Source organism: Rickettsia australis str. Phillips (assembly GCF_000273745.1).
In the GTDB taxonomy this organism is placed as follows: Bacteria; Pseudomonadota; Alphaproteobacteria; order Rickettsiales; family Rickettsiaceae; genus Rickettsia; species Rickettsia australis.
Window position 1 is genome coordinate 1 of the sequence record NZ_AKVZ01000035.1, and the last position, 23,605, is coordinate 23,605.

Below are 23,605 nucleotides of genomic sequence, written 5' to 3' on the forward strand. Positions count from 1 at the left end.
CATTAAAAAGGCTTATTTGACAAATTTAACTATTACAAATATACTTGCTAAAATCTATATTATTGAAAATAGTATACTAAAATTACTAAATCTATACAATATAATTATGAATACAAAATTTCCTATCACCGCTAAAGGTTTTGAAAAATTAGAACACGAGCTTAAACATTTAAAACATGTAGAGCGTAAAAAAATTAGTGAAGATATAGCCGAAGCACGAGAACACGGCGATTTATCCGAGAATGCAGAATATGAAGCGGCACGTGAGAAACAAGCATTTATAGAAGGGCGTATTAAAGAGCTTGAAGATATGACAGCAAGAGCGGAAATTATTGATATTGGTAAATTATCAGGAGATAACATAAAATTCGGAGCTACAGTTACTTTGATTGACGACGATACTGAAGAAAAAGTAACATATATTATTGTAGGAGAATATGAAGCCGATATAACTAGAAAAAAAGTTTCAATCGCTTCTCCTATAGCAAAAGCTTTGATTGGAAAATCGGTAGGTGATTTTGTAGAAGTTACAACACCGAAAGGATCTAAATCATACGAAGTAGTTACCGTTGAATATAAAGAGCTGGAGTTGTAGTTTGACTTGTTTGTCATTGCAAGGAAAATTACAAAGTAATTGACGAAGCAATCTAGTTAAAAATTCTGATTTACAGAATTCTTTTAATTATTTTTCTGGATTGCCACGTTGCTTCGCTCCTCGCAATAACGGTTCTGATATCCACGCCACAACGCAACTATGACATTATAATTACTTCTTTTTAAACATCTCGAGCATTCTTTTTGTTACTATAAATCCGCCGAAGATATTTATAGAAGCAAGCAGCGTTGCACAATACCCAAGTAAACCGGAAAACCCAAAAGCAGAGCTACTTGCGGCCATCATAGAACTAAGAACTATAATACCTGAAATAGCGTTAGTAATAGACATAAGCGGAGTATGGAGTGCAGGCGTTACTTTCCACACAACATAATAGCCTACAAAAGAAGCTAATACAAAAATAGTTATAGCAAATACTAGCGGATCTATAGTACTTGTGTTTGTTTGCCAACTAGTATCTATTACCAAATCTTTTAATTTATTTGATAATTCTTGGGTATTATGGGCAATTTCAGCAGCCTGTTTAGCCATTATCGGTAATTGATTCATACTTTTCTCTTGGTTATTTTTTCATTGTCATTGCGAGGAGATGCACAGCATCGACGCGGCAATCCAGTTAAATAATTAAAAAAATTCTGTAAATCAGAATTTTTGACTGGATTGCTTCGTCGAATTACTACATAATTCTTCCCACAATGACGATAGACACATAATTACTTAACCTTCTCACTCACAATTTTGCCGTCTTTAGTAATCAGCATACCACGTACTAACCCATCATTCATATTAAATTTACCGTCTTGCAACGCATAGGTTAGAAAATTATACAAATTCTTAGCATATAATTTTGAGCTATCTGTAGCAATTTTAGTAGCAAGGTTTGATAAACCTATTATTGTAACTCCGTGCTTAGTAACGATCTTATCCAGTTCTGAACCTTCTACGTTCCCGCCTGTACTAGTCGATATATCAACAATCACTGAGCCATACTTCATAGACTCTAACATTTTTTTTGTAACAAGCAGAGGTGCTTTTTTTCCTGGAATTTGTGCAGTAGTAATAACTATATCATATCCTTTAATAATTTTTGCTAAAAACTCTTCTTGTTTAGCCTTATAATCTTCCGAACTCTCATTAGCATAACCTGATTTATCTTGTAAATCTTCTTGTAGTTCCGGTGAAATAAACTTAGCTCCTAAGCTTTCTACCTGCTCTTTGGTAGCAGCCCTCACATCATATCCTGCAACAATACTACCGAGTCTTTTTGCCGTTGCAATAGCTTGGAGTCCTGCAACACCGATACCAAGCACCAAAGTTTTGCACGGTGAAATCGTACCTGCTGCCGTCATCATCATAGGAAAAGCCCTTGTATAATGATAGCTTGCTTCAATTACGGCTCTATAACCAACTAAGTTACTTTGAGAAGATAAAGCATCCATATTTTGAGCTTTAGTAATTCTCGGCACAAATTCCATAGCAAAAGTCGTAAGATTTTTTTTAGCTGCCGCTTTTATATATTCATGATTTAAATAAGGCGATAATAATCCTACAATAATTGCTCCTTTTTTTGCGAATCCAAGCTCACTATATTTATCCGTAACGGATGAAGGTTGTACCTTTAATATAATATCGGCATCAGAAATAATTTCGAGTGGTACCGAAGATATTTTAGCACCTAGAGCAATATACTCTTCATCAAGAAAACCGGCATGAAGCCCTATATCTTTTTCTACCGTAACTGCATAACCTTTTTTGACTAGTAACCCCGCTACTTCAGGCGTTATAGCGGCACGCGACTCATGCTTGGCTTTTTCTTTTAAAGCAACGATTTTCATAAATATCATTTGTTTTAACAAAATAACTAAGGTATTTTAAACATAATTTAAAATATAAAACAATAAAAATGAAAAAAATATTCTTAGTTATTATTTGTGTTTTTATAAATTCAGTCGTAGCGTTTGGAGCAGATGATAAAACAACTATTTCGGAGCTAAAAACTTATTTACGTACTATAAAATCAATTGCGATAGATTTTACTCAAGAAGATTCGTACGGTAAAATAGTTAAAGGAAAATTGTTAATCCACAAACCTTATAATTTTAGATGTAATTATTATCCTCCTTTCCCTTTAGTTATAATAGGTACTAAAAATTTCGTATCGATGTATGATTATGATATGGAGCAGGTAAGCCGTATTAATAGAAGCGAAAATACATTTAATTTTTTATTAGAAGATAATGAGCATTTTGACAAGGATTTTGTTTTTGAATCAGTAATTAACGAAAGAAATATTTCTAAAATTACTATCTATCATACTCTAACGGAAAAACGTAGCGAAATTACTTTTAATAAAGCTACTAAACAAATTGAAGCATTAAAAATATTTGCAGATAATAATATAATCACTATTACTTTTGATAAAATAGCTAAAGTACAAAAATTTTCCGATGATTTGTTTAAATTAAAAAACCCTGGAATATTTGGTCCTCCTGAAAGATTAACAAAATCGGAAATAGAAAAAAAATATATTGTTTCTTGAAAATAAACAGGTTATGTTAATTATGCTAGTAGTGGGCATTGTGCCTGCTTAGTCGGTCAGGTCTGAAAGGAAGCAGCCAGAGTAGGATTCGGTGGGTCATTACTAGCATTATTCTAATTTCGATGTTCATTCCCGCGTGGTTCAGTAAAACCCACTGTGTTACCCCGTGGCTTGACCATGGGGTCCATAAAAACAATTCAAAATACTAATGCTTTTAGTATTTTTAACTAGATCCCGTGGTCAAGCCACGGGGATGACAGAGGTGTAATTGATTCTACGCCACAACGCCCGAAAGCGGGAATGACATAGAGAGCTACACAATAACACCGGTTTTTAGCTAGAATGCCATAAAAAGTCTTATAACAATCGTGCTAGATATAAATTCATCAAATCAATATATTCCTTTTGCAAGGAAATATCGTCCTAGTAACTTTGCCGAGCTTCAGGGGCAAGAGGTATTAGTCAAAGTTTTAAGCTATACTATTTTAAACGATAGGCTCGCCGGAGGCTATCTTTTAACAGGTATTAGAGGAGTCGGTAAAACTACTTCCGCCCGAATTATTGCTAAAGCCGTAAACTGTTCTGCTTTAATTACCGAAAATACGACTATTAAAACATGCGAAGAATGTACAAATTGTATCAGCTTTAATAATCATAATCACCCTGATATAATCGAAATTGACGCAGCAAGTAAAACTAGCGTAGATGATATACGTAGAATTATAGAATCCGCTGAATATAAACCTCTACAAGGTAAACATAAAATCTTCATCATTGATGAGGTGCATATGCTCTCTAAGGGAGCGTTTAATGCACTTCTTAAGACTTTAGAAGAACCGCCGCCTCATATAATATTTATCTTTGCAACGACGGAAGTACAAAAGATACCTGCAACTATTATCTCAAGATGTCAACGTTATGATTTAAGGCGGTTGAATTTTGAAGAGATTTTTAAGCTACTTGAATATATAACTAAGCAAGAAAACTTAAAAACCGATATAGAATCTTTAAGAATTATAGCTTATAAGTCTGAAGGATCTGCACGTGATGCAGTATCTATTTTAGATCAAGCAGCTAGTATGTCAGCGAAATCCGATAATATAATTAGCCCTCAAATAATTAATCAAATACTTGGGCTTGTTGATGCTTCCGTTATAATAGAATTTGTAGAATATATAATTCATAGAGAGACGGAAAAAGCTATAAATTTAATAAATAAACTTTACGGTTTTTCTGTTAATCTTGAGATTTTTATAGAATCGGTAGCAGATTTTATTGCTTATCTTAACAAAGTAAAAATGTTACCTAATTATAGTTTACCGATATATGAATCATTTAACGATAGGACTAAAAGCATATTAGATAAAATCAGCTTGCCGCATCTATCAATCTTATGGCAAATATATAATAAGGGAGTAGGGGAAATAAAAATTTCCTATAATCAACTAACAGAAACGGAAATGTTAGTTATAAAATCTATATATTCGACGTCGCTGCCGCTGCTTGACGATTCTGATGATAATAATCAAAATTTAAATCAGTCAATTAATCAGGAAATAAAAAAAATTTTGAAATTGTAGATTTTCTTGAATATCTATATAAAAATAATGAGATAGATATATATTATTTCTTGCTCAATCATACGGAACTTAAACATCTCAGTGATAATAGATTAGAGTTCTGCAGTCTTGAAGTTAAAAGTAAAGTAAAGAAACAAATAGAAGATTTGTTAGCTGCTTTTACTAAAGAAAAGTGTGAATTTATAGTAATAAAAGAACAGAACAAGCAAACCTTAAAGAGTCAGTTAATAGATAAGATTAAAGCAAGTAACGATTTTGGTTTAATTAAAAAACATTTCCCGAATGTGGAAATTTCAGATATATTACTTAAAAATTAAAGGATAGAATTATGGTAAATTTTAATCAGTTTTTAAAGCAAGCCCAATCAATGCAAAAGAAAATGCAAGAAGCACAAGAGCAAATGGCAAATGCGAGGTATACCGGTAAAGCAGGCGGCTGGCTTGTTGAAATTATTATCACCGGTAAAGGGGAAGTTGAAAAGATTTCAATTGATGAATCTTTATTAAAATCAGAAGAAAAAGAAATGCTTGAGGATTTAATTAAAGTTGCCTTTAACGATGCTAAACAAAAATGTGATGAAGATTCTCAAAATTCTTTATCAGGAGCTTTAAACGGTATGAGCTTACCGCCCGGTTTCAAAATGCCGTTTTAATACGACGTTTAAGCCATTCCAGTAAAAGCATTGTTGCATGGATTGGTAAAATGCACTGTGTTACCCCCGTAGCTTGACCACGGGATGACATCTCTCTTAAGTTGATATAAATGCGGCATGACAGGGATGAAATCAAGCCACGCAACAACACTTTTTAAGTTCTATAAACTTCTTTGGAAAGAAGTCTAATAATTCAGAATTAATAAATCCTTATCAATCCTGAAACCTTTAAAACGCTCGAGTAGCGACATACCAAGCAGTGAGATATCAAGTTCACCAAGACCTACATGTCCTTTGATATTCTTAAATTCCGTACCGATTACTACACTATTCAAGGTTATAGGTGCTGCTTTATTTTCACCCTTAGCTGTCAGATAAGTTCTGGTATATTTTAATTTAGTTAAGTCAAAGCCTAATTTTTGTGCATCTTCTTTAGTCAAAGCGATATCACTTGCGCCGGTATCTATCATAAATTTTATTTTAACGTTATTTACAAAAGCATTGATATAAAAATGCCCGTCTCCGCTGCGGGCTATAATCATTTCTCCAACTTCAGTAGACCATTTATATGATGGAATCAAAGCAGACATTACCCTATGATAAGCATAGTTCAGCTCAAACCTAAAAGCATAACCGGTTATTATAACTAAAAAAATTGCTGCCCACATTGCTAATTGCAAACAAAATCTGCGTATTTCATTTTGGCTAATAGTACTGTAAATTATACTAAATAATATTAATAACGACGCACAAAAACTCCCTATATTTTGTGGTTCTTTAAAAAATTTTGGATAATACTGATTGATATATTTGTATAACAAACCGGTTACAATTACGGTGCTACAAATTATAAAAATAAGTTTTATAAGTTTTTTATTCATATAATATAATTTTTTTAACCTATATAATCAAACCAAAGTCCCAGCCCATTTTTAAGTGGGAAACTACCTTTTTGGTTCACTAGAATAATAATTCCAAGTTCTTCTGAGGGTATAAAACCAATAAAAGAATTAATACCGTTAATATATCCTAAGTGAAAAATTAAATCCTTATTTGGGCATCCTCTTACTTTAAGAATACGCCATCCAAGAGCGTAATATGACTCAATCATTAGACAAAATCGGTTGCCATTTAAATCCAAAAACATCTTTGTTGGATTTTACTATTTTATACATACGATCTAAAGTACTTTTAGAAATAAGATTCGGTTTATAACCAAAACTAAGTTTGAATATTTCAATCATTCCACCTATCGATGCAAAAATACCGGCAGACGCGGGTACCGTCTTTGGATAGTATGGCGGGAACCACAGCAATGTTATTCCTCTTGTCCGTCTATTATTGCTTTAGAATGCGGATAAGCAAGTTGTATATTCGGCTCTAGCGGTAATATTTGTATATCTTGCGTTTTTAAGCGTTGTATGCAAATTATCTATTGCAGCATTTAAACTTGATTTTTACAATTTAAAGCTTCTTCAAGTATACTAAAACGATATTACTATATTTATAACATTACCCTGGTTTACAACTAGCTTGTTGTGTTTTTAACAATGTTAAAAGCTTTGAGCAACTCATCCCTTGCTCAATTTCAATATTTCATGAGAATTGATAACCTGCTGTATGGTTTAAAATATTATTAAGACTAATAGTATTTTTTCAGTATGGTAATTTGAATTTTTCATCAAAATCTAAACTTCCTTGATCTACCATTAATGCAGTTGCCGTTACTGAAACAACTTTTGAAACCGATGCTAAAGGCAATAAAGTTTTATCCGTAATAACTCCACTCTTACCTCTCTGATTTCCAAACGTTGTTTTATAAATAATCTCACCTTTGTATAAAATTGCAATTGCTCCTCCTTGTAATGCGTCTTTTTGCAATTCGAGCTTTTTAATAAAACTTTTTAGTTTTTGCGATAATTCTACTCGTATCTGTGCAAAGACTGTAGAACATAACAATAATGATATTATACTAAAAAAATAAGCTAAGCTTTTTATTCATATAGCGATATTATTTTCATTTACAGATATGACACTAAGAAATTAAATACGAGAAAATAATTTGTTATACACTTCATTCCGATTTCTTTTCCCAATAGCAAGTACAAGTACTATTATACGCTTATCATCTACTTCATACACTAGTCGGTAACCGACTGACCTCAACTTTATTTTATATAAGTTATTTCCACCGTTTACTGCATCTTTGGGTACGTTGGGTGATTTAAGTCTCTCTGATAACTTCTTTTTAAACTGTTCTTTTATTACTTATCCCATTCTTTTTTGGCAATAGGAATAAATTCTAGACTATAAGTCATTTATATCAACCTTGATCGCTGCCTTTTTATCTTTTAATCTAATTTTAGAAAGCTCTAATAAATAATTATCATCTAAAGCTTCAATGATTCTTGCGTATAATTTAGCTGAAATTAAATAAGCAGTCGGTTTATTATGATTTAATAGGGCTATAGGCTCACCGCTTGCCTTATCTAATAATGCAGTAGGGCTTTTTTTAAATTCTGAGATACTAACTGTTAGATTTGCATAAATATGTTCCATTATTAGACCTATAATTAATACTAAATGAAATATTCATTATAGGCTATAATTTTATCTTTATCAAGAAAATCACATCAAATCACCGATATTCTCTAAAAATAACCTAGCTCGATGTGATGCCGGTTTCTTAAAAAACTCCTCCGCAGGCTGATTTGCTAAAATCTGTCCTTGATCCATAAAAATAATACGATCTGCTATTAATTTTGCAAATTTCAAATGGTGCGTAACCACTACCATGCTCATTTGATCTTTTAATAAATTTATATTCTCTATAACATCTTTAATATTTTCAGGATCGAGTGCCGAAGTCGGTTCATCGAATAACAAAATTTCCGGCTTCATCATTAAAGACCTTGCTATCGCTATTCGTTGCTTTTGTCCTCCTGATAGGCTTGCCGGATATGAGTCAAATTTTTGTGTTAGTTTAAATTTTGCAAGTAATTCCTTTGCCATAGAAATTGCTTGTTCTTTCGGCAATTTTAAAACATTTACCGGTGTATAAATTAGGTTTTCTCCTACAGTTAAATGAGGAAAGAGATTAAAATTTTGAAAAACCATACCGACTTTTAAACGAAGCTTTCTTCTATCTTTTGGCAATAACTTCTTCTCGTCTACCAAAAAAGTACCGCTACTTGGTTCTGCTAAATTATTTAAAATTCTAAGCAGAGTAGTTTTACCGCTTCCTGAAGGGCCAATTATTACAGTAGTCTCCTTGGTAGTAAAACTTAAATTAATATTCTTAATTGCATAATTCTTGCCGTAACGCTTACAAACTTTTTCTAAAATAATCATAAACTAAACCGTAAATCTATAACCGTCATAAAGCGGTTTAACGTTATTTGGAAGCATTTTCGTAATATCATGATAATCTATCGTATGTCTCATATTAGTTAATAATATCTGCTCAGGTTTATATTTTTCACGCCATTCTAAAACTTTATCAAGCCCTGCATGATTCGGATTTGATTTATAATCCATACAATCTAATATCCATATTTTTATATCTTTTAAAAATTTTTCCGATTCAGGCGGAAAATCGATTACATCAGGCGAATAAACAAAATCACCTATACGCAAGCCCAAACTATCTATAGGACCGTGATGTTGTCTAAAAAATTGTATTTCGATAGTATTAATCTTAATTTTATCAAAAAAACTAACAGATTGCGTTGTGAACAGTCGTCCAAGCTTAAATAACTTATTATTAAATAGATAATCAAACTTTGTATAGAGATTTGCCGTACTATCGTGATCTGTATATATTTCAAATGGCTTACCTTGCATAAAAGTAAATACCCGTAAGTCATCTATACCGTTAACGTGATCGGAATGATAATGTGTTAATATAGCACAATCAAGCTTATTTATCTTTTCTCGTAATAGTTGATTTCTAATATCAAAACCGAAATCAACTAATATTTGACTATTTTCATCGTTAATATATATTGCTGATCTAGTCCTTTTATTGTACTTTGAAGGAGAGGTGCAAATACTGCAATCGCACCCGATCACCGGTACGCCTATAGATGCTCCACACCCAAGTATTATTACTTGTAACATAAATATTTAAAATGATGTTTGAAGTTTTTTATAATTTTTGTGGCTTAAATCAAGAAATATTCTTATTTTTGAATAAAATTACTAATATCGGCTCTATACCTTATTTTTTAAAAATAATTTCGTTTTGTTTTAATATCGCTAATTTCGCCTTAATATATATTTTATACTGTATATATTTTTATATTCAATTAAAGAAAATTAAACATGATAATGAACGACAAAATAAATTTTGGCACGGTTATAATAAATTAGTTGAAATCGGTATAATATACGGGGTATTCGGTTTAATTTTTACCGCTCTTAAATTTTTAGTTAATTTCCCTCGCCCTTATTGCAGTCTTCCTGCGGATAATTTCATGACCATAATAAATACTGCAAATGAAAGATGCTTTTCAAGCTTTCCAAGCAGCCACGCAGCTCTTAGCGTTTTAGTAATATATTTTATTTGGGATTATATTAAATTACCATTAAAAATCTTAATGATCTGTGTTATTATGCTCGTATCTTTATCTCGCATAAGCCTTGCCATGCATTACCCAAGTGATATAATTTACGGCATTGCTATTGCATTTATAACAATACTAATAGGTAAATTAATTTATCGCATCTTTGCAAATAATATAATAAGAAAGGTTGGTGTAATGCTTACTATTATCATTCCACGACTTGATCGCGGAATCCGGTAAAAAATATTAGTATTTTTTATTATTTTTATGGATACCGTGGTCAAACTACGGTATGACAAATTTGGAACAAATCTATGCTGCTATATCGAAAACACTTTATAAAAAATATCTTACCGCTGCTTATAGTCGTTACTTTTTCAGTGACTAGTATAGTATGGATAACGCAAATATTAAAACTTTTATACTTATTTGATAAAGGTATAAAAGTTATGGACTTCTTCAGTTTAATAGTTCTAGTACTTCCTACTTTATTATTTATTCTGTTACCGGTAATAACGGTTATTGCCATCATCTATATCTATAATAATTTAAAAGTCGAGCGACAATTAATTATATTACAAGCTTCGGGAGTTAATAATGTACAGCTAGCATTGCCTGCTTTATATGTCGCATTAATAGTTATGCTACTTGCTTATTATATATCTTCTACCATCCTGCCGTTATCTCATATAAACTTAAAATCACATTTAAACTTTATAAAGAATAATTATATCTCAAGTATGATTGAAGAGAAAACTTTTAATAAAGTAACGAAAGATATAACTGTTTTTATAGATAAAAAATCAGCAGGAAATATTATGAACGGCGTAATAATATTTGATAATCGCAACGCTGATAATCCATCAGTAGTATTTGCTGGTTCAGGTACTCTTAATATATATGATAATAACCCGATTTTTGAACTTAATAAAGGTCTAAGACAAGAATATGACGTAAACGGTAATTTAACTCAACTAACTTTTGATTCTTTAATGATAAAGCTACAAAATGATAATCCTTTAGCATCACAAAGAACTCAACATAATAAAGAAGCAAATGAATATTATATAAGCGAATTACTTGCCCCTACTCATGATTTAGTTATTACTAAAAAAATTAAATTAATTGCTGAAGCACATCAAAGAATAATTTGGCCTTTATATAATTTTGTATTACCTTTTTTAGCACTTGCAGTTTTTCTAAGATATCCTTATAGCAAAAAAACAACTTTTATGCCAGTATTATTTTCTGCCTTAACAGTATTGCTAGTTACTTCAATTCATTTTATATTGCAAAATTTTGCTTCAAAAAATCTAGATTTTATTTTTTGCTTGTTACTCCAATTTGGTTATTGCTTTAACGATCGGATTATATTTATTTGTACGTAAAAGAATATAAATCTATTCTACCTTATTCCATGTTCCACGAAGATTTTGAGTAAAATAATCGATTTTATTTTCCTGCTCGGTAAATTTATTTATTTTAACTGTTAATTCTTTTAAATCTTCTGGTAAATCGGTTATTATAATTATTCTTTTAAAAACTTCTACATAGTCCTTAATTTGTAAAATTTTTTCTATAGCTGTAGGTGAAATAATGATAAGCACACTAGCATTATTAGGATTTTGTAACTCATCGGTAATATAAATCGGCTGTTTTTCAGGATGCGGATCAAGTTTACTACCGTGAGGTATAAATTGCTTACGTGAATAAGTCCAAAGATTTTTATTGAGCATTTCTTGTTGATCTGCATCTGCAGTTAATATCACGCTTTTAAGATCAGAGTGATAGCATTTTTCTATCAGAAGCAATATCGATTTTAGAAGCAATTCACCGCTTGTTTGATAAATACTAAATTGCTGCATGGAATTTTATAATTAATTGTTTATTCAGTTCTATTAATATATAACAGTATTGTCTGCTCCTTAGACTAACACTTCATAATTTGCTATACTTGTTTTATTGACTATAAATCTCCCAAGATTTTCATTTAAATAATTTAGCGTTTCCCTAGTTATATTATTATGTATAATATTTTTAATATCCTCAATCACTTTTTCAGAAGCGAAATTTTGTATTTCACATAGTATGCTCTTTATTTTAACTTTATCTTCGTAACTAACAGCACTAGTAGGTTCGTTTTTAACTTAATAAACATTTTTTCCAGTAACTCATTAGTTCCTATATTTTCTTGTTTTAAACTTGAAACTTGTAGTCCATCTTTCTTTTTTACGTTTTTATCCAAAGGTTTTCTAATAGGCTTTAAAAAATTTTCACGTCGACTATCAGTGAAACTATTCGAAAAATTTGTAAATTTTTCTTCTTCCGTACTACTTTTTAAATCTGTTACTTTACTTTGGTCCAAAGGTTGCCTAACAAAAGGTTCTGAATATTTTTTGATTCGAGTTTTAGTAAAACCTTCCAAAAATTTTGCATATTCTTCTTTTTCCTTATCATCTTCCTTATTTGCCGATTGGTTTACTTTTACAGATAAGGTTGATGTAAAGATAGTTGCGGTAGCTATCGGTTCTTGGGAAGCAGTGGTTTGAGAAGAAACTTCTATTACTTCACTTTCTTCAGTATTGTTACTGAAAGGTGAACGCATAGCTGTACTCTTATTAAATTAAAAAATTATCTAAAATATTAAGAAGCTTATTTAATATACAAGTAACTTCAAGGTAATTAATAGACTATGAAATTAAATAATTACAAAATTAGAGAAATGGTACGGATGAAGGGACTTGAACCCCCACGCCTCGCGGCACAAGAACCTAAATCTTGCATGTCTACCAGTTTCATCACATCCGCATATGGTAATGCCGTTACCGTAAGTCATTGTTGCGTGGATCGGTTTTTGTGTCTGAGCTACGGAAATTGCATAGCAATTGTACGTCCGCAATCTCAGGAATTTGTTATTATTTTATGAGATTGCTGCACAGCCTACGGCTGCTCACAATGACGTTTTCTGATCCACACAACAATGACATCAAAGTATTTCCATCAAAAAATTATAATACACATCATATAATTTTTGTAAATCACTAATTTTTGTGTATTCGTTTATTTTATGTGCCGTTTCGGATAATAAACCGAATTCTACTAACGTACAATAATTTTTGACGAATCTTGCATCTGATGTACCGCCGCTTGTAGAGAATTTAGGTTTTATTTTAAGAGTATGCTCTACTACTTTAGCAAATTCTTTTATTTTAGCACTAGGGTTCTGAATAAAACTTCCAGCAGAACTACTATATTCTAACTTATAATCTACCTTATATTCTTTGCAATATCGTTTAATAATTTCTTCTACCTGTTTTGCTAAAGTTTCTGCACTATGTAAATTATTAAAACGTATATTGAAAGATGCTTCCGTACTTACCGGAATTACATTTGAGGTCTCATTACCAACATCAATATTCGTTACTTCAAGATTTGAATTTTGAAAAAATTCAGTACCTTCATCAAGTCTTATATTTGTTAACTCATTCAATATTTTTATTAAGCAAGGCAACGGATTATTTGCTTTATGAGGATAAGCTACATGCCCTGCTAAACCGTCTATATTTAATTTAAAGTTAACACTTCCTCTTCTGCCGATCTTAATTGTATCACCTATTTCTTTTTCACAAGTAGGTTCACCGACAATAGCAAAATCTACCTTATGTCCTTGGTCATAAATATATTGCAGCATTTCTTTAGTGCCATGCTTTGCTTTCCCCTCTTCATCACTAGTAAGTAAGAAACTAATAGAACCTTTAAAACCGGCATTATTTTTTATAAAATCTAAGCTAGCTGCTAGAAAGCACGCTATAGCTCCTTTCATATCCACCGCACCTCTGCCATATATCTTACCATCTTGCTGGCTAGCCTTAAATGGACTCGCATTATGCCAAAGCGCACGATTATCTACCGGCACTACATCTACATGACCAACAAAGCAAATATTAGGCTTATTTCTACCGAAAACAGCATAAAGGTTAGTAACTTGCTCGCTTTTAAAATCGCCGAATATTTTTATTTCGGTCTTAAAGCCGTGCTGTTTAAGCAAATCATCAATATACTCAATAGCCCCATCGCTTTCAGGAGTTACAGACTTAAAACCAATCAAATCTTTTAAGTAGTTAATGTACATCAATTATTGCCAAAGTAAATTTAATTTAGCTTCATTATTAGTATCAAATAAAAATAGCTCATCTACTCTTAGTTTTTCCATTTTTCTATTATCTAATATGTTATGCATATCTTCAAATTTAGAAAACCAATAATATTTCTGTTTATTTGGTTTATATGCATCGGTAAAATACAGTATCGACGTTTTTACTCTCACATAAGATAAGAAAGTACGTTGTGGCAGAAAAATAACAGCCTGTAATTTTGCTTTTGATAGTAAAAATTGACGGACGCTAGATGTGTCTTTCCTAAACAAAAATCCCTCAGGTACTACCAAGGCCATTCTACCGCCTTCTTTTAAATTTTGTAGACAATGCAAAACACAAGCAGCATCATCGTTATTTTTCGCAATGCCATTATAATAAAGAGGAGCTATATGATTTTCTGTTACAGTTTTGCCGTTTTTTATAGTTTTTTTAGTGATAGTTTGAGAAAATGGCATATTAGTAGCTACTATGTCAAACTTTAATTGTTGGCTTGTCTTGGAGCTAATATAATAAGGATTTCTTAGGGAATCTATTTGCTGGATTTCACTATGTCCATCATAACCTTGTAAAACAGTGTTCATCTTTGCGATTCTAGAAGTTTTAGTTAACTCTTGTCCATATAATGTATTAAACCTTAACCTTTCTAAATTTTCTTCAGTGTTAATTATATTATTTTCTTTTATATAATTAACAACTTCAGTTAAAATACCACCTGCACCACAAAAAGGATCATAAATAGTTTCTCCAAACTTGGGATCAATTAGGTTAATAATTGTTTTGATTATATTTCTCGGTGTAGGATATTCACCAAAATTATTTTCAATCAAAATGCTTTTTTCTAGGAAACACTCAAATGCATCACATTTTATATCCGTATCAATTGTAGATAAAATGAGAGGATCAATTGCATCAATAATATGACGAAGAGTATTATTACTTAGAGAAATAGGCGTAAAAACATCACCACCGTATTTATTCTTAATTTGTTCTATAACATAGCTATTAATGTAACCGATAATATTATCGTTTGATTGTGCTTTGATATTATTCCACCAAGATTTTTTGTTGTTTTCACTTAATAACTTTAAGAATAATATATTTGCAAATTCGCTAAATCTTTCTATTCCTGCTCGGAGTCCTTCACTTCTTAAAAGATTATTCAAGTTTTTAAATATCGATATTAATTCTTCATGTGATACTTTAACTTCTTTCGATATAGTCCAAGCTTCATTACTGTTTGCTTCTAAAAAAACTAATAATTCTTTTTGACACAGTAATTCCCTTACTTCATCACCGTTTAATATAAGCTCTTTATTATTAGCAACAAAATGAGCTTCACAGTAAACTCCGTTCATTGCAAACACTATAGGTACATCAAGCAATGTTGCATATTCCGTTGCTTGATCCAAAGCTCGCCTTAAATCTGCTCCTGTTTTTTTTGCTTCTATTATTGCAATAGGTTTATCATTATTACTTTCATATAAGATATAATCAGGTCTTTTTCCGTTTAATCTTGTCTGTTCTGTTTTTGATTTTGGTTTTTGGAAATAAACATTCTTTTTAGTATCATTATCTATATGCCATCTCTTATTTACAAGGTTATTACTGATAATCCATTCGGTTTGCTGTTCTACTAACATAAGAATTGCTTAGATATTTTTATTTTGTAATTAATAATTATATCTTCTTACGCTTATTATATAAGCTTATAAAAGTACAAAAACAACTTTTTATCTCACTAAAAAAATAAATTATCACTATGAATTTATATAGATTTTTGACTTTCTTAATGAATTTAAATAACTTATTATTATGAGCTTGTTATAACTAATATTAAAATCATGGGCATAAATAATCAATTAAGAGAATTAATTAAATCTGGTACTTTTGCCGGTATATTATTAATTATTGCTTTTACTTTAGCAATAATTGTCAGCAATAATATTTTCCTAGCAAAATATTATTCTTCTTTTATTTACAGTAAATTTTCTTTAACAATAGGGAATGTAAGTTTACAAACAACTTTTATAGAGTTGGTTAATGACGGTCTCATGACCTTCTTCTTTTTATTAATAGGTTTAGAAATGAAATTTCACCTAGTAGAAGGTGAATATAAAAATAAAAAAAACTAATATTACCTGCGACGGCAGCCCTTGGAGGTGTGGTAGTTCCTGCCTTAATATACATGTTTTTTAATTATGATAAACCGGGATTAATAAAAGGATGGGCTGTTCCTATAGCAACCGATACTGCTTTTGTCCTTGGTATTTTATCTTTTTTCAGTCGACATATATCTTTAGAATTACGAGCTTTTATTATAGGTTGCTCATTAATTGACGATGCTTTTGCGTTAATTATACTAGCCTGGTTTTATACTAAAACCATCAATACTCCGGCATTATTAATTTCCTCTGTAATTATATTCATCTTGTTTATATTGAATTATAGACAAGTTAAACAATTATTGTATTATATAATTGTAGGTTTATTATTATGGATTAGTATGGTGGAGTCAGGTATTCATGGTACTTTATGCGGAGCTATTATAGCACTTTTTATACCTGTTAATATAAAAGGAGAATTTAACACTTCTTTTAAAAAACTTAAAAACTTAACTAGTCCTTTTGTAAATTACTTTATTTTACCGCTTTTTGTATTTATGAATTCCGGTATCCTTTTAGAATATTTTGTATTTAAAGGCACATGTTCCAACTCAATACTTGCTTTAATTTATGGGATAATATTTGGTTTATTTGTAGGTAAGCAATTAGGTATTATGCTATTTTCATATCCATTTGTAAAATTTAAACTCTGTAATTTACCAAGTGATACCTCATGGTTAAAATTTTATTCTATATCTATACTCGGAGGAATTGGATTTACCCTAAGTTTATTTATAGGTAGTATTACGTTTGAGAGTAGTTGTCCTTCAAACTCTATGAGAGCTGCAGTAATAATAGGCTCTTTAATTTCTGCATTATTTGGCGTAGCCGTTCTAAAATATTGTACTAGCAAAGAGTAAAGAACCTAAGAAGCTCTACCTTGAGTAACAGACCCATTTTCTGACAGGCGTGCGGAGCGAAGTATATAACTAATAGGCAAGCCGACGAACAACAAAGACATTGTTGCGTGGACCGATAAAACCCACGGGGTCCATAAAAACAATAAAAATACTAATAATTTTAGTATTTTTAACTGGATCCCGTGGTCAAACCACTGGGATGACAGAGGTGAAACTGATCCTCACAACAATGATAACAACGAAGCACAAAGTGGGGATCAGTTTACTATACTCATTAAATAACGATGATAGGATTTTAATAACACATCATATTTTTGTTTGAAAAAAACAGGATATGGTGCTATATAGATAGTATTAGAAGAAGGAATTTCTTTTTCAAGCTTATTTAGCATAAAAGGCATATTATAATTATATTCTACTAAAACTACTGAAGTAAGATTGTAAGTTACAATAAAATCAACCGCTTTCTTAATATTATCTTCTTCAGGCGTTATTTTATTCGGAGCAAGTATTACCTGCTGTTCTATAACATTAAATTCCTTTAACAAATTTTTTAATTGCTCTGTAGATTCTATACCGATAATAAATAATATAGGTGCATAGCCTGCTTTAAGCAAAGCAATACCGGTTTCAATTTTATGTCCTCCTCCTGCAAATACTATTATTGCATTAGTGGTATTACTATTGAACTTATAAGAATTTATTAAATATAAAAAATAACCAAGACCACCAACCCAAAGAGCAAAAATTGCTAAAATTGTGAGTAAAAATTTTCTGATCATTTAAATATTTTATTAAATTCAGTTTGAATAATTTTATCAAATTCAGACATTTCAATATGAATTCCTAACTGATTTAAAGATGTTACTAAAGAATTTTCAAGTCCACAAGGAATAATCCCTCTAAACTTACTTAAATCTGTTGAAATATTTATAGATACACCGTGATATGTAATCCATTTTCTTACTCTAACACCTATTGCAGCAATTTTAGCAAATTCATCTTTTCTTACTTTTACCCAAATTCCTACTTTATCTTTAATAATATATGCTTTAATTCCAAAATAATTTAAGCTATTTACAATCCATGCTTCAAGCATTCTTATATATAGCTTTAAATCTTTGTGTCGATTTGGTGAAGCTAAATTAAGAATTGGATAAATAACACGCTGACCAGGTCCATGAAAAGTAAATTTACCGCCACGTCCTGTGTAAATTACCGGAATATCACCGTAATTTAATAATTCTTCTTGTTTATAATTAGTACCGGCTGTATATACTTCTGAATGTTCAACTAAATAAACAATTTCCGGCTCATTATCACTAATTACTTTATTAACGTAATCTTCCATTAATTTCAAAGTAACCCGATAATCCATAAGATTCGGTATAGTTATAAATTGTAGCATATTATAAATGTGTCATATTAATTACTTAACTCAGATTTATATTTCAATATTAATGCATCTAAAATTGCTATGGTTTCAGCATCCAAATCGCCGGAAAAATTACTAGGACGAAAATGCATTTGAAACGAAATTATAACATCTTTCATTTTAGAATCTAAAATTCCAGTAGCTTCAAGCTTATAGCCGTATGTAATAAATTTTTGCTGAGTTGCTGCAATATCGGTTATGTCGATTTGCGGCAATAGATCGTTAAACACTTGTTCATCATACCATGCTCCAATATCGTTATCATATAATAGTTTCCAAGGAAATAGTGGACCAGGGTCCTGTTTTCTACCTGGAGCAATATCAGAATGCCCAACCACTCTAGTAGGTTTAATATCATATTTAGCGATAATTTGTTTACACAAACTTATGACACTATTAATTTGCCTTTCTGCATAAGGTAGCCAAACTATATTATTGTTTTTTGTATTTATTTCAAATGCAGGATTTACGATTTCAATACCGATTGATGTATCATTAATACGCTCATGACCTTGCCAGTAACTTACTCCAGCATGCCATGCTCTATCATGCTCTTCTACTAATTGAAATATATGTTCAGGGTTTTCATTGTTTATTAAATAATGGCTACTTAACTTTTCACCGGTTAGAAAATCTAAAGACTGCTTAAAACCACACTGTGTATAATGTAGCACTAGGAATTTAATACGTTTATCAAACCCCACAGCTCTATAAGATGTTTTATCGATTACTATCATAGTTTAAAGGATGTTAAGCTTAGTTAAAACTGCTTTATTGCATGGCTCTTATGTCATTCCTAGCTAGAAGCAGGAATCCAGCATAAAGCAAGATAACCTAAGCTTTTAATTTCAAAAATTTGCTGTATTTATATTTTTTTCTAGATTCCTGCTTCTAGCTAGGAATGACATAAACCGATCCCTGGTATAACAAGAAAAATTTTGATGGTGCCGGATATCGGATTTGAACTGATGACCTACCGCTTACAAGGCGGTTGCTCTACCACTGAGCTAATCCGGCATATTAATATGATTATAGAGAAAAGATATGTGTAAAAATGCTCTGATGTCATTCCCGTGAAAGCAGGAATCCAAAAAAGCTATAAATATAGCAAATTTTGAAATTAAAAGCTTGATTTATCTCGCTTTACCCTAGATTCCTGCTTTCACGGGAATGACATCAAGCAGGTTTTCAATCCGCATAACATACAAGGCATCATGTAGCAATAAACTAAGCTTCTTTAACCTCCTTTTTACTTGGTCTAGCTTTGCGGTTTTTTGCTTTAACTTCCATTTCTTTTTTAACTTTCTCAGGAAGAGTAACACCAGCTTGCTCAATAAATTTTGCGACTCGTTCAGTTGGTTTAGCACCGGTGCCAAGCCAATATTCTATACGATCTTTTTTTAAAACCACACGCTCACTATTATCTGAAGCAAGCATTGGATTATAAGTTCCGACTTTTTCTAAAAAATCACCGTCACGAGGTGCTGTTGCGTTAGCTACTACTACACGGTAAAAAGGACGCTTTTTAGCACCGCCTCTAGCTAAACGAATTTTTACTGCCATATATTACTTACAATTACTTTATTTTTTCTTCTTTAAAAAAAACATGTTTTCTAACTACTTTATCATACTTACGAAAAGAAAGCTTCTCGGTTTGGGTTTTCGGATTACGTTTTTTTACCCAAAAAACACCTGTGCCGGCAGTACTTACTAGCCTTACCAAAACATTTTTATTTTTCTTTGCCATTAGCTGACACCTTAAATCAAGATATTATTTTATTATTACTTAAGGAAAGTAGAATAAAACAAAATTGAAAAATAGTCAAGTAAAATGAAATAATTTAACCTGCATTACCTAAAATTATGTCATTCCCGCTTTCGCGGGAATGACATAAAAACGTTACGCTCCCCCTAGCAATACCTATTCACTACCGTCCAAACAAGCGTTCGATATCCTTAAGCTTTAACTCAATATAAGTAGGTCTGCCGTGATTACATTGACCTGAAAACGGCGTATTTTCCATTTGACGCAGTAAAGCATTCATTTCATCTGTCGATAATTTTCGTCCTGCTCTAATAGAGTAATGACAGGCATAAGTTTCCGTCACATGCTCTATTAACTCCGTCAAAGCTATATTCTCACCGAAATCCGATAAATGATCAGCGAGATCCTGAATTAGCTTTTGTACGTTTACATCTCCAAGGATATTTGGAATTTCAGTCACTATAATAGATTTCTCCCCGAATTTTTCTAGAGTTAAACCAAGTTTATATAGTTTTTCTCTATTTTCATATAAACAATCTGCTTTTCTTTCATTTGGCAGTTCTACTATCTCAGGAATAAGCAAACGCTGTTTTATTAACTCTTCCGTTTTAAGGTAATCTTTTATTTTTTCATATCCTAAACGTTCATGTGCTGCGTGCTGGTCGGTAATTACTATACTATCTTCGGTTTGTGAAATAATGTAAGTAGTATGAAGTTGTGCTTTAGCTGCACCAAGTTTATATTGTTTATGGGCTTGCTGCTCATGTTCTATACGTCTTTCTACTTCTTGTTCTATTTTAGCGTGCGGTAATGTATCGATTAGTTTTTGACAAGCAGTATTTGGCGTAGATTTAAAACTAGGCGACATAGCATGTCTATAATCTGTCGGTTTACTATTCACGCTTACAGCTTTACTTACTGAAGGTTGTTTGTTAACTAAATGATTTTTAAATAACTGAAGAGCATCAGAGGCGATAGTAGTAGAAGTAACATGGCTTGTATTTGTTAAAGCATTTTTAATCGCTTCTATTAATAAGTTTCGTACATAATTCGGATCATGAAATCTAACCTCTGCTTTTGCCGGATGTACGTTAACGTCAACAAGATGCGGATCGATTTGTAAGAATATAGCACATAGCGGATAACGATCACGAGCTAAATAATCCTGATATGCTACCCTTAAAGCTACTTGTAGTAACTTATCTTTTACCGGTCTATTATTGATAAATAAAAACTGATCTTCACTTGAAGCTCTATTATATGTCGGGATACTAGTATAACCGCAAATAGAGAAATCAGGAGTTTTGAAATCTATATAAGCAGCATTTTTTATAAAATCATCACCTATTACATCAATTATACGCTGTTTTAGGTTAGTTTCTGCATCTTTATTTTGTCCTTTAAACTTTAACAGATTTCTGTCATCATGCGTTAAGCTAAAAAAAATTTCAGGATGTGCTAGAGCGATTTTTTTAACCACGTCTACTGTTGCTACAAGCTCAGTTTTGTCAGCCCTAAGAAATTTTAAACGTGCAGGTGTTGCGAAAAATAAATCACGTATCTCTATTTTAGTACCTTCATTATGAACAGAAATAGTAACTTGTTTTTCATTGCCACCGATTAACTTAATCTGAAATGCTTTGTCAGCCCCTTGTTTCTTAGAAGTAATTAGCATTTTGCTAATGGCAGCAATAGACGGCAGTGCTTCACCTCTAAAACCGAAAGTATGAATATTTAGGAAATCGCTTTCATCAAGCTTAGAAGTTGTGTGACGTTCAACGGCAATTTCTAATTCCTTATCAGTCATACCAATACCGTCATCGGAAATAATGATTAGATTTTTACCGGCACGTTCTAAAATAATATCTATTTTGGTACTACCAGCATCAACAGCATTTTCAACTAATTCCTTTACTACCGATGCGGGTCTTTCTATAACCTCACCGGCAGCAATTCGGTTGATAGTATTTTCTGAAAGAAATTTGATAGTCATTTTGTTACTAATTTAAATTTTTTACTACAATATGGGCAGATAACTTCCTTTTTTTTATTATCTATCTCTAAATAAACTTTTGGATGATCATATGGAGGTTCTTTGCCCTGGCAAGATACAGATACATCAACGCTATTAACAATTTCCATAGATTTATACATTATTTCTTTAAGTAAAATCTAATATAAGTTACTTTTAAATAAAAGACAAATATTACTTGATTAACTATGTCATACCGTGGTTTGTACCGGCTAAATCGTCATTGCGAGCAGCCGTAGGTTGCGTGGCAATCTTATGAAATAAATAACAAAACTCCTGAGATTGCTTCGTCAATTGCTACGCAATTTCCTCGCAATGATGGTTTAGCTTACAAGTCACAGAATGACACACGACAGGAGGTAAAATGAAAGACAAAGTAGCAGTTATTACCGGTTCTACTAGCGGTATCGGGCTTGAGATAGCAAAACATTTTGCAACACTTGAGTCTAAAATAGTTATTAATGGTTTTGCAAAAAAAGATGAAGTAGCCACAATTTTAGCGGAATTGAAAGAACTTGGTACAAGTAGGGTATTTTATCAAGGAATAAATTTGGTAAAACCTGAAGAAATACGTTCTATGTTTAAGAAAATAATAAAAGAATTCGGTAAAATAGACATATTAGTAAATAATGCAGGTATTCAGCATGTTGCTCCTATCGATGAATTTCCTGAAGATAAATGAGAGCAAATTTTGCGTATAGATTTAATAGCATCTTTCTATACTACAAAATATGCAATACCGATTATGAAAAAAAACGGCTTCGGACGAATTGTTAACATTGCTTCCGCTCATGCATATGTCGCATCACCTTTTAAGTCGGCATATGTAGCAGCAAAGCATGGTATCCTTGGGCTTACCAAAACCGTTGCTTTAGAAGTAGCTGAGAATAATATTATAGTTAATAATATCTATCCCGGTTATGTCAACACACCGCTCGTGCAGAATCAAATAGCAGATACTGCTAAAGCTAGACATATCAGTGAAGAATCAGCGTTAAGGGATGTAATCCTTAAATCTCAAGCTACGAAAAAATTTGTAGAAGCTGATGAAATAGCAAACTTAGTAATATTCTTATGTGATGAAAAAGCATCATCAATAACAGGTAGTGGACGACTGGACGGCACAGTAGTTTTTAATTCTTAATATTTGTTAGTTATTGAGAAATAACTAACAATAAAAACTTCTTACAAAAATTTAATTTACTCCTTTACACTTGAAATAAATCAAAATTTATTCAAGGA

At 31.5% G+C, this 23,605-nt stretch carries 25 protein-coding genes, 2 tRNA genes, 1 other RNA gene and 4 pseudogenes; 9 read left to right on the top strand and 23 right to left on the bottom strand.

Features of this window, described 5'->3' with window-relative positions:
• Positions 1 to 106 precede the first annotated feature (106 nt).
• Positions 107 to 595 (top strand): transcription elongation factor GreA, encoded by a 489-nt coding sequence (gene greA / locus A452_RS0106580; protein ID WP_014412177.1) that lies wholly within the window; start codon positions 107 to 109, stop codon positions 593 to 595.
• 171 nt (positions 596 to 766) lie between these two features.
• Here greA and A452_RS0106585 read toward each other — a convergent pair whose 3' ends face one another.
• Together A452_RS0106585 and A452_RS0106590 are read right to left on the bottom strand one after the other, a co-directional pair.
• Positions 767 to 1,165: an NAD(P) transhydrogenase subunit alpha part 2 gene (locus tag A452_RS0106585; protein WP_014412176.1), complete on the bottom strand. Its 399-nt coding sequence runs from the start codon at positions 1,163 to 1,165 to the stop codon at positions 767 to 769.
• 164 nt (positions 1,166 to 1,329) lie between these two features.
• Entirely contained in the window at positions 1,330 to 2,451 is a 1,122-nt protein-coding gene (locus A452_RS0106590) for an NAD(P) transhydrogenase subunit alpha (RefSeq protein WP_014412175.1), read from the bottom strand.
• Between the two features lie 68 nt (positions 2,452 to 2,519).
• On the opposite strand from A452_RS0106590, the gene A452_RS0106595 reads away from it, so the two are divergent.
• The 4 genes and pseudogenes from A452_RS0106595 (at position 2,520) to A452_RS0106605 (ending at position 5,387) form a co-directional block, all read left to right on the top strand.
• On the top strand, positions 2,520 to 3,155 hold the full coding sequence (locus A452_RS0106595; RefSeq protein WP_014412174.1) for an outer-membrane lipoprotein carrier protein LolA: 636 nt from the start codon (positions 2,520 to 2,522) through the stop codon (positions 3,153 to 3,155).
• Positions 3,156 to 3,175: 20 nt separating this feature from the next.
• An RNA gene (ffs, locus tag A452_RS10110) (signal recognition particle sRNA small type) lies at positions 3,176 to 3,269 on the top strand.
• Between the two features lie 254 nt (positions 3,270 to 3,523).
• A pseudogene (gene dnaX / locus A452_RS08725) lies at positions 3,524 to 5,052 on the top strand (DNA polymerase III subunit gamma/tau).
• Between the two features lie 11 nt (positions 5,053 to 5,063).
• Complete coding sequence (locus tag A452_RS0106605) at positions 5,064 to 5,387, top strand: YbaB/EbfC family nucleoid-associated protein (RefSeq protein ID WP_014412172.1); 324 nt, start codon at positions 5,064 to 5,066, stop codon at positions 5,385 to 5,387.
• A gap of 185 nt (positions 5,388 to 5,572) precedes the next feature.
• On the opposite strand, the gene A452_RS0106610 is transcribed toward A452_RS0106605, so the two are convergent.
• The 8 genes from A452_RS0106610 to A452_RS0106640 all read right to left on the bottom strand — a co-directional run bounded on the left by A452_RS0106610 (position 5,573) and on the right by A452_RS0106640 (position 9,506).
• Entirely contained in the window at positions 5,573 to 6,268 is a 696-nt protein-coding gene (locus A452_RS0106610; RefSeq protein WP_014412171.1) for a TIGR02281 family clan AA aspartic protease, read from the bottom strand.
• Between the two features lie 14 nt (positions 6,269 to 6,282).
• Positions 6,283 to 6,498 carry a serine hydrolase gene (locus A452_RS0106615; protein ID WP_014412170.1) on the bottom strand — a complete coding sequence of 72 codons (216 nt, stop codon included), beginning with the start codon at positions 6,496 to 6,498 and terminating at the stop codon, positions 6,283 to 6,285.
• Complete coding sequence (locus A452_RS0106620; protein WP_014412169.1) at positions 6,491 to 6,703, bottom strand: hypothetical protein; 213 nt, start codon at positions 6,701 to 6,703, stop codon at positions 6,491 to 6,493. Before A452_RS0106620 ends, A452_RS0106615 begins: the two co-directional genes overlap by 8 nt.
• A 340-nt stretch (positions 6,704 to 7,043) precedes the next feature.
• On the bottom strand, positions 7,044 to 7,268 hold the full coding sequence (locus A452_RS0106625; protein ID WP_193427892.1) for a serine hydrolase: 225 nt from the start codon (positions 7,266 to 7,268) through the stop codon (positions 7,044 to 7,046).
• A gap of 162 nt (positions 7,269 to 7,430) precedes the next feature.
• Positions 7,431 to 7,652, bottom strand: coding sequence for a type II toxin-antitoxin system RelE family toxin (locus A452_RS10115; protein WP_231290032.1), 222 nt, complete (start codon positions 7,650 to 7,652; stop codon positions 7,431 to 7,433).
• 42 nt (positions 7,653 to 7,694) lie between these two features.
• Complete coding sequence (locus A452_RS0106630) at positions 7,695 to 7,946, bottom strand: type II toxin-antitoxin system Phd/YefM family antitoxin (protein WP_014412166.1); 252 nt, start codon at positions 7,944 to 7,946, stop codon at positions 7,695 to 7,697.
• A gap of 69 nt (positions 7,947 to 8,015) precedes the next feature.
• On the bottom strand, positions 8,016 to 8,738 hold the full coding sequence (locus tag A452_RS0106635; RefSeq protein ID WP_014412165.1) for an amino acid ABC transporter ATP-binding protein: 723 nt from the start codon (positions 8,736 to 8,738) through the stop codon (positions 8,016 to 8,018).
• Between the two features lie 3 nt (positions 8,739 to 8,741).
• Entirely contained in the window at positions 8,742 to 9,506 is a 765-nt protein-coding gene (locus A452_RS0106640) for an MBL fold metallo-hydrolase (protein ID WP_014412164.1), read from the bottom strand.
• A gap of 14 nt (positions 9,507 to 9,520) precedes the next feature.
• Here A452_RS0106640 and A452_RS0106645 point away from each other — a divergent pair, with 14 nt between their 5' ends.
• Positions 9,521 to 10,192 (top strand): phosphatase PAP2 family protein, encoded by a 672-nt coding sequence (locus tag A452_RS0106645; RefSeq protein ID WP_025999598.1) that lies wholly within the window; start codon positions 9,521 to 9,523, stop codon positions 10,190 to 10,192.
• 74 nt (positions 10,193 to 10,266) lie between these two features.
• A pseudogene (locus tag A452_RS08730) lies at positions 10,267 to 11,350 on the top strand (LptF/LptG family permease).
• Positions 11,351 to 11,352: 2 nt separating this feature from the next.
• On the opposite strand, the gene A452_RS0106655 reads toward A452_RS08730, so the two are convergent.
• The 5 genes from A452_RS0106655 to A452_RS10120 all read right to left on the bottom strand — a co-directional run bounded on the left by A452_RS0106655 (position 11,353) and on the right by A452_RS10120 (position 15,749).
• Positions 11,353 to 11,817, bottom strand: a complete 465-nt coding sequence (locus A452_RS0106655) for a DNA polymerase III subunit chi (RefSeq protein ID WP_014412161.1) — start codon at positions 11,815 to 11,817, stop codon at positions 11,353 to 11,355.
• Positions 11,818 to 12,047: 230 nt separating this feature from the next.
• Entirely contained in the window at positions 12,048 to 12,557 is a 510-nt protein-coding gene (locus A452_RS0106660; RefSeq protein ID WP_014412160.1) for a hypothetical protein, read from the bottom strand.
• A 118-nt stretch (positions 12,558 to 12,675) separates the two neighbouring features.
• A tRNA-Leu gene (locus A452_RS0106665) sits at positions 12,676 to 12,760 on the bottom strand.
• Between the two features lie 178 nt (positions 12,761 to 12,938).
• A complete protein-coding gene (gene dapE / locus A452_RS0106670; RefSeq protein ID WP_014412159.1) occupies positions 12,939 to 14,084 on the bottom strand; it encodes a succinyl-diaminopimelate desuccinylase in 1,146 nt (381 codons plus the stop codon).
• A gap of 3 nt (positions 14,085 to 14,087) precedes the next feature.
• Positions 14,088 to 15,749 carry an HsdM family class I SAM-dependent methyltransferase gene (locus A452_RS10120; protein ID WP_014412158.1) on the bottom strand — a complete coding sequence of 554 codons (1,662 nt, stop codon included), beginning with the start codon at positions 15,747 to 15,749 and terminating at the stop codon, positions 14,088 to 14,090.
• 201 nt (positions 15,750 to 15,950) lie between these two features.
• Between A452_RS10120 and nhaA the strand changes: the two are divergent.
• A pseudogene (gene nhaA / locus A452_RS0106685) lies at positions 15,951 to 17,131 on the top strand (Na+/H+ antiporter NhaA).
• 257 nt (positions 17,132 to 17,388) lie between these two features.
• Here nhaA and A452_RS0106690 read toward each other — a convergent pair.
• The 8 genes from A452_RS0106690 to A452_RS10130 form a co-directional block, all read right to left on the bottom strand.
• On the bottom strand, positions 17,389 to 17,913 hold the full coding sequence (locus A452_RS0106690) for a YdcF family protein (RefSeq protein WP_014412156.1): 525 nt from the start codon (positions 17,911 to 17,913) through the stop codon (positions 17,389 to 17,391).
• Positions 17,910 to 18,539 (bottom strand): lipoyl(octanoyl) transferase LipB, encoded by a 630-nt coding sequence (gene lipB / locus A452_RS0106695; RefSeq protein WP_014412155.1) that lies wholly within the window; start codon positions 18,537 to 18,539, stop codon positions 17,910 to 17,912. Before lipB ends, A452_RS0106690 begins: the two co-directional genes overlap by 4 nt.
• A gap of 17 nt (positions 18,540 to 18,556) precedes the next feature.
• A complete protein-coding gene (locus tag A452_RS0106700; RefSeq protein ID WP_014412154.1) occupies positions 18,557 to 19,303 on the bottom strand; it encodes an N-acetylmuramoyl-L-alanine amidase in 747 nt (248 codons plus the stop codon).
• A 205-nt stretch (positions 19,304 to 19,508) separates the two neighbouring features.
• Positions 19,509 to 19,583, bottom strand: a tRNA-Thr gene (locus tag A452_RS0106705).
• 210 nt (positions 19,584 to 19,793) lie between these two features.
• Positions 19,794 to 20,129, bottom strand: a complete 336-nt coding sequence (rpsP, locus tag A452_RS0106710; protein ID WP_014412153.1) for a 30S ribosomal protein S16 — start codon at positions 20,127 to 20,129, stop codon at positions 19,794 to 19,796.
• Positions 20,130 to 20,142: 13 nt separating this feature from the next.
• Positions 20,143 to 20,313 (bottom strand): 50S ribosomal protein L33, encoded by a 171-nt coding sequence (gene rpmG, locus A452_RS0106715; RefSeq protein ID WP_014412152.1) that lies wholly within the window; start codon positions 20,311 to 20,313, stop codon positions 20,143 to 20,145.
• A gap of 181 nt (positions 20,314 to 20,494) precedes the next feature.
• Positions 20,495 to 22,324 carry a DNA mismatch repair endonuclease MutL gene (gene mutL / locus A452_RS0106720; protein ID WP_014412151.1) on the bottom strand — a complete coding sequence of 610 codons (1,830 nt, stop codon included), beginning with the start codon at positions 22,322 to 22,324 and terminating at the stop codon, positions 20,495 to 20,497.
• Positions 22,321 to 22,485: a zinc-finger domain-containing protein gene (locus A452_RS10130; RefSeq protein ID WP_014412150.1), complete on the bottom strand. Its 165-nt coding sequence runs from the start codon at positions 22,483 to 22,485 to the stop codon at positions 22,321 to 22,323. The genes mutL and A452_RS10130 overlap by 4 nt, the downstream gene beginning before the upstream one ends.
• A 242-nt stretch (positions 22,486 to 22,727) precedes the next feature.
• On the opposite strand from A452_RS10130, the pseudogene A452_RS12280 reads away from it, so the two are divergent.
• Positions 22,728 to 23,507: pseudogene (locus A452_RS12280) on the top strand (3-hydroxybutyrate dehydrogenase).
• Positions 23,508 to 23,605: the final 98 nt, after the last annotated feature.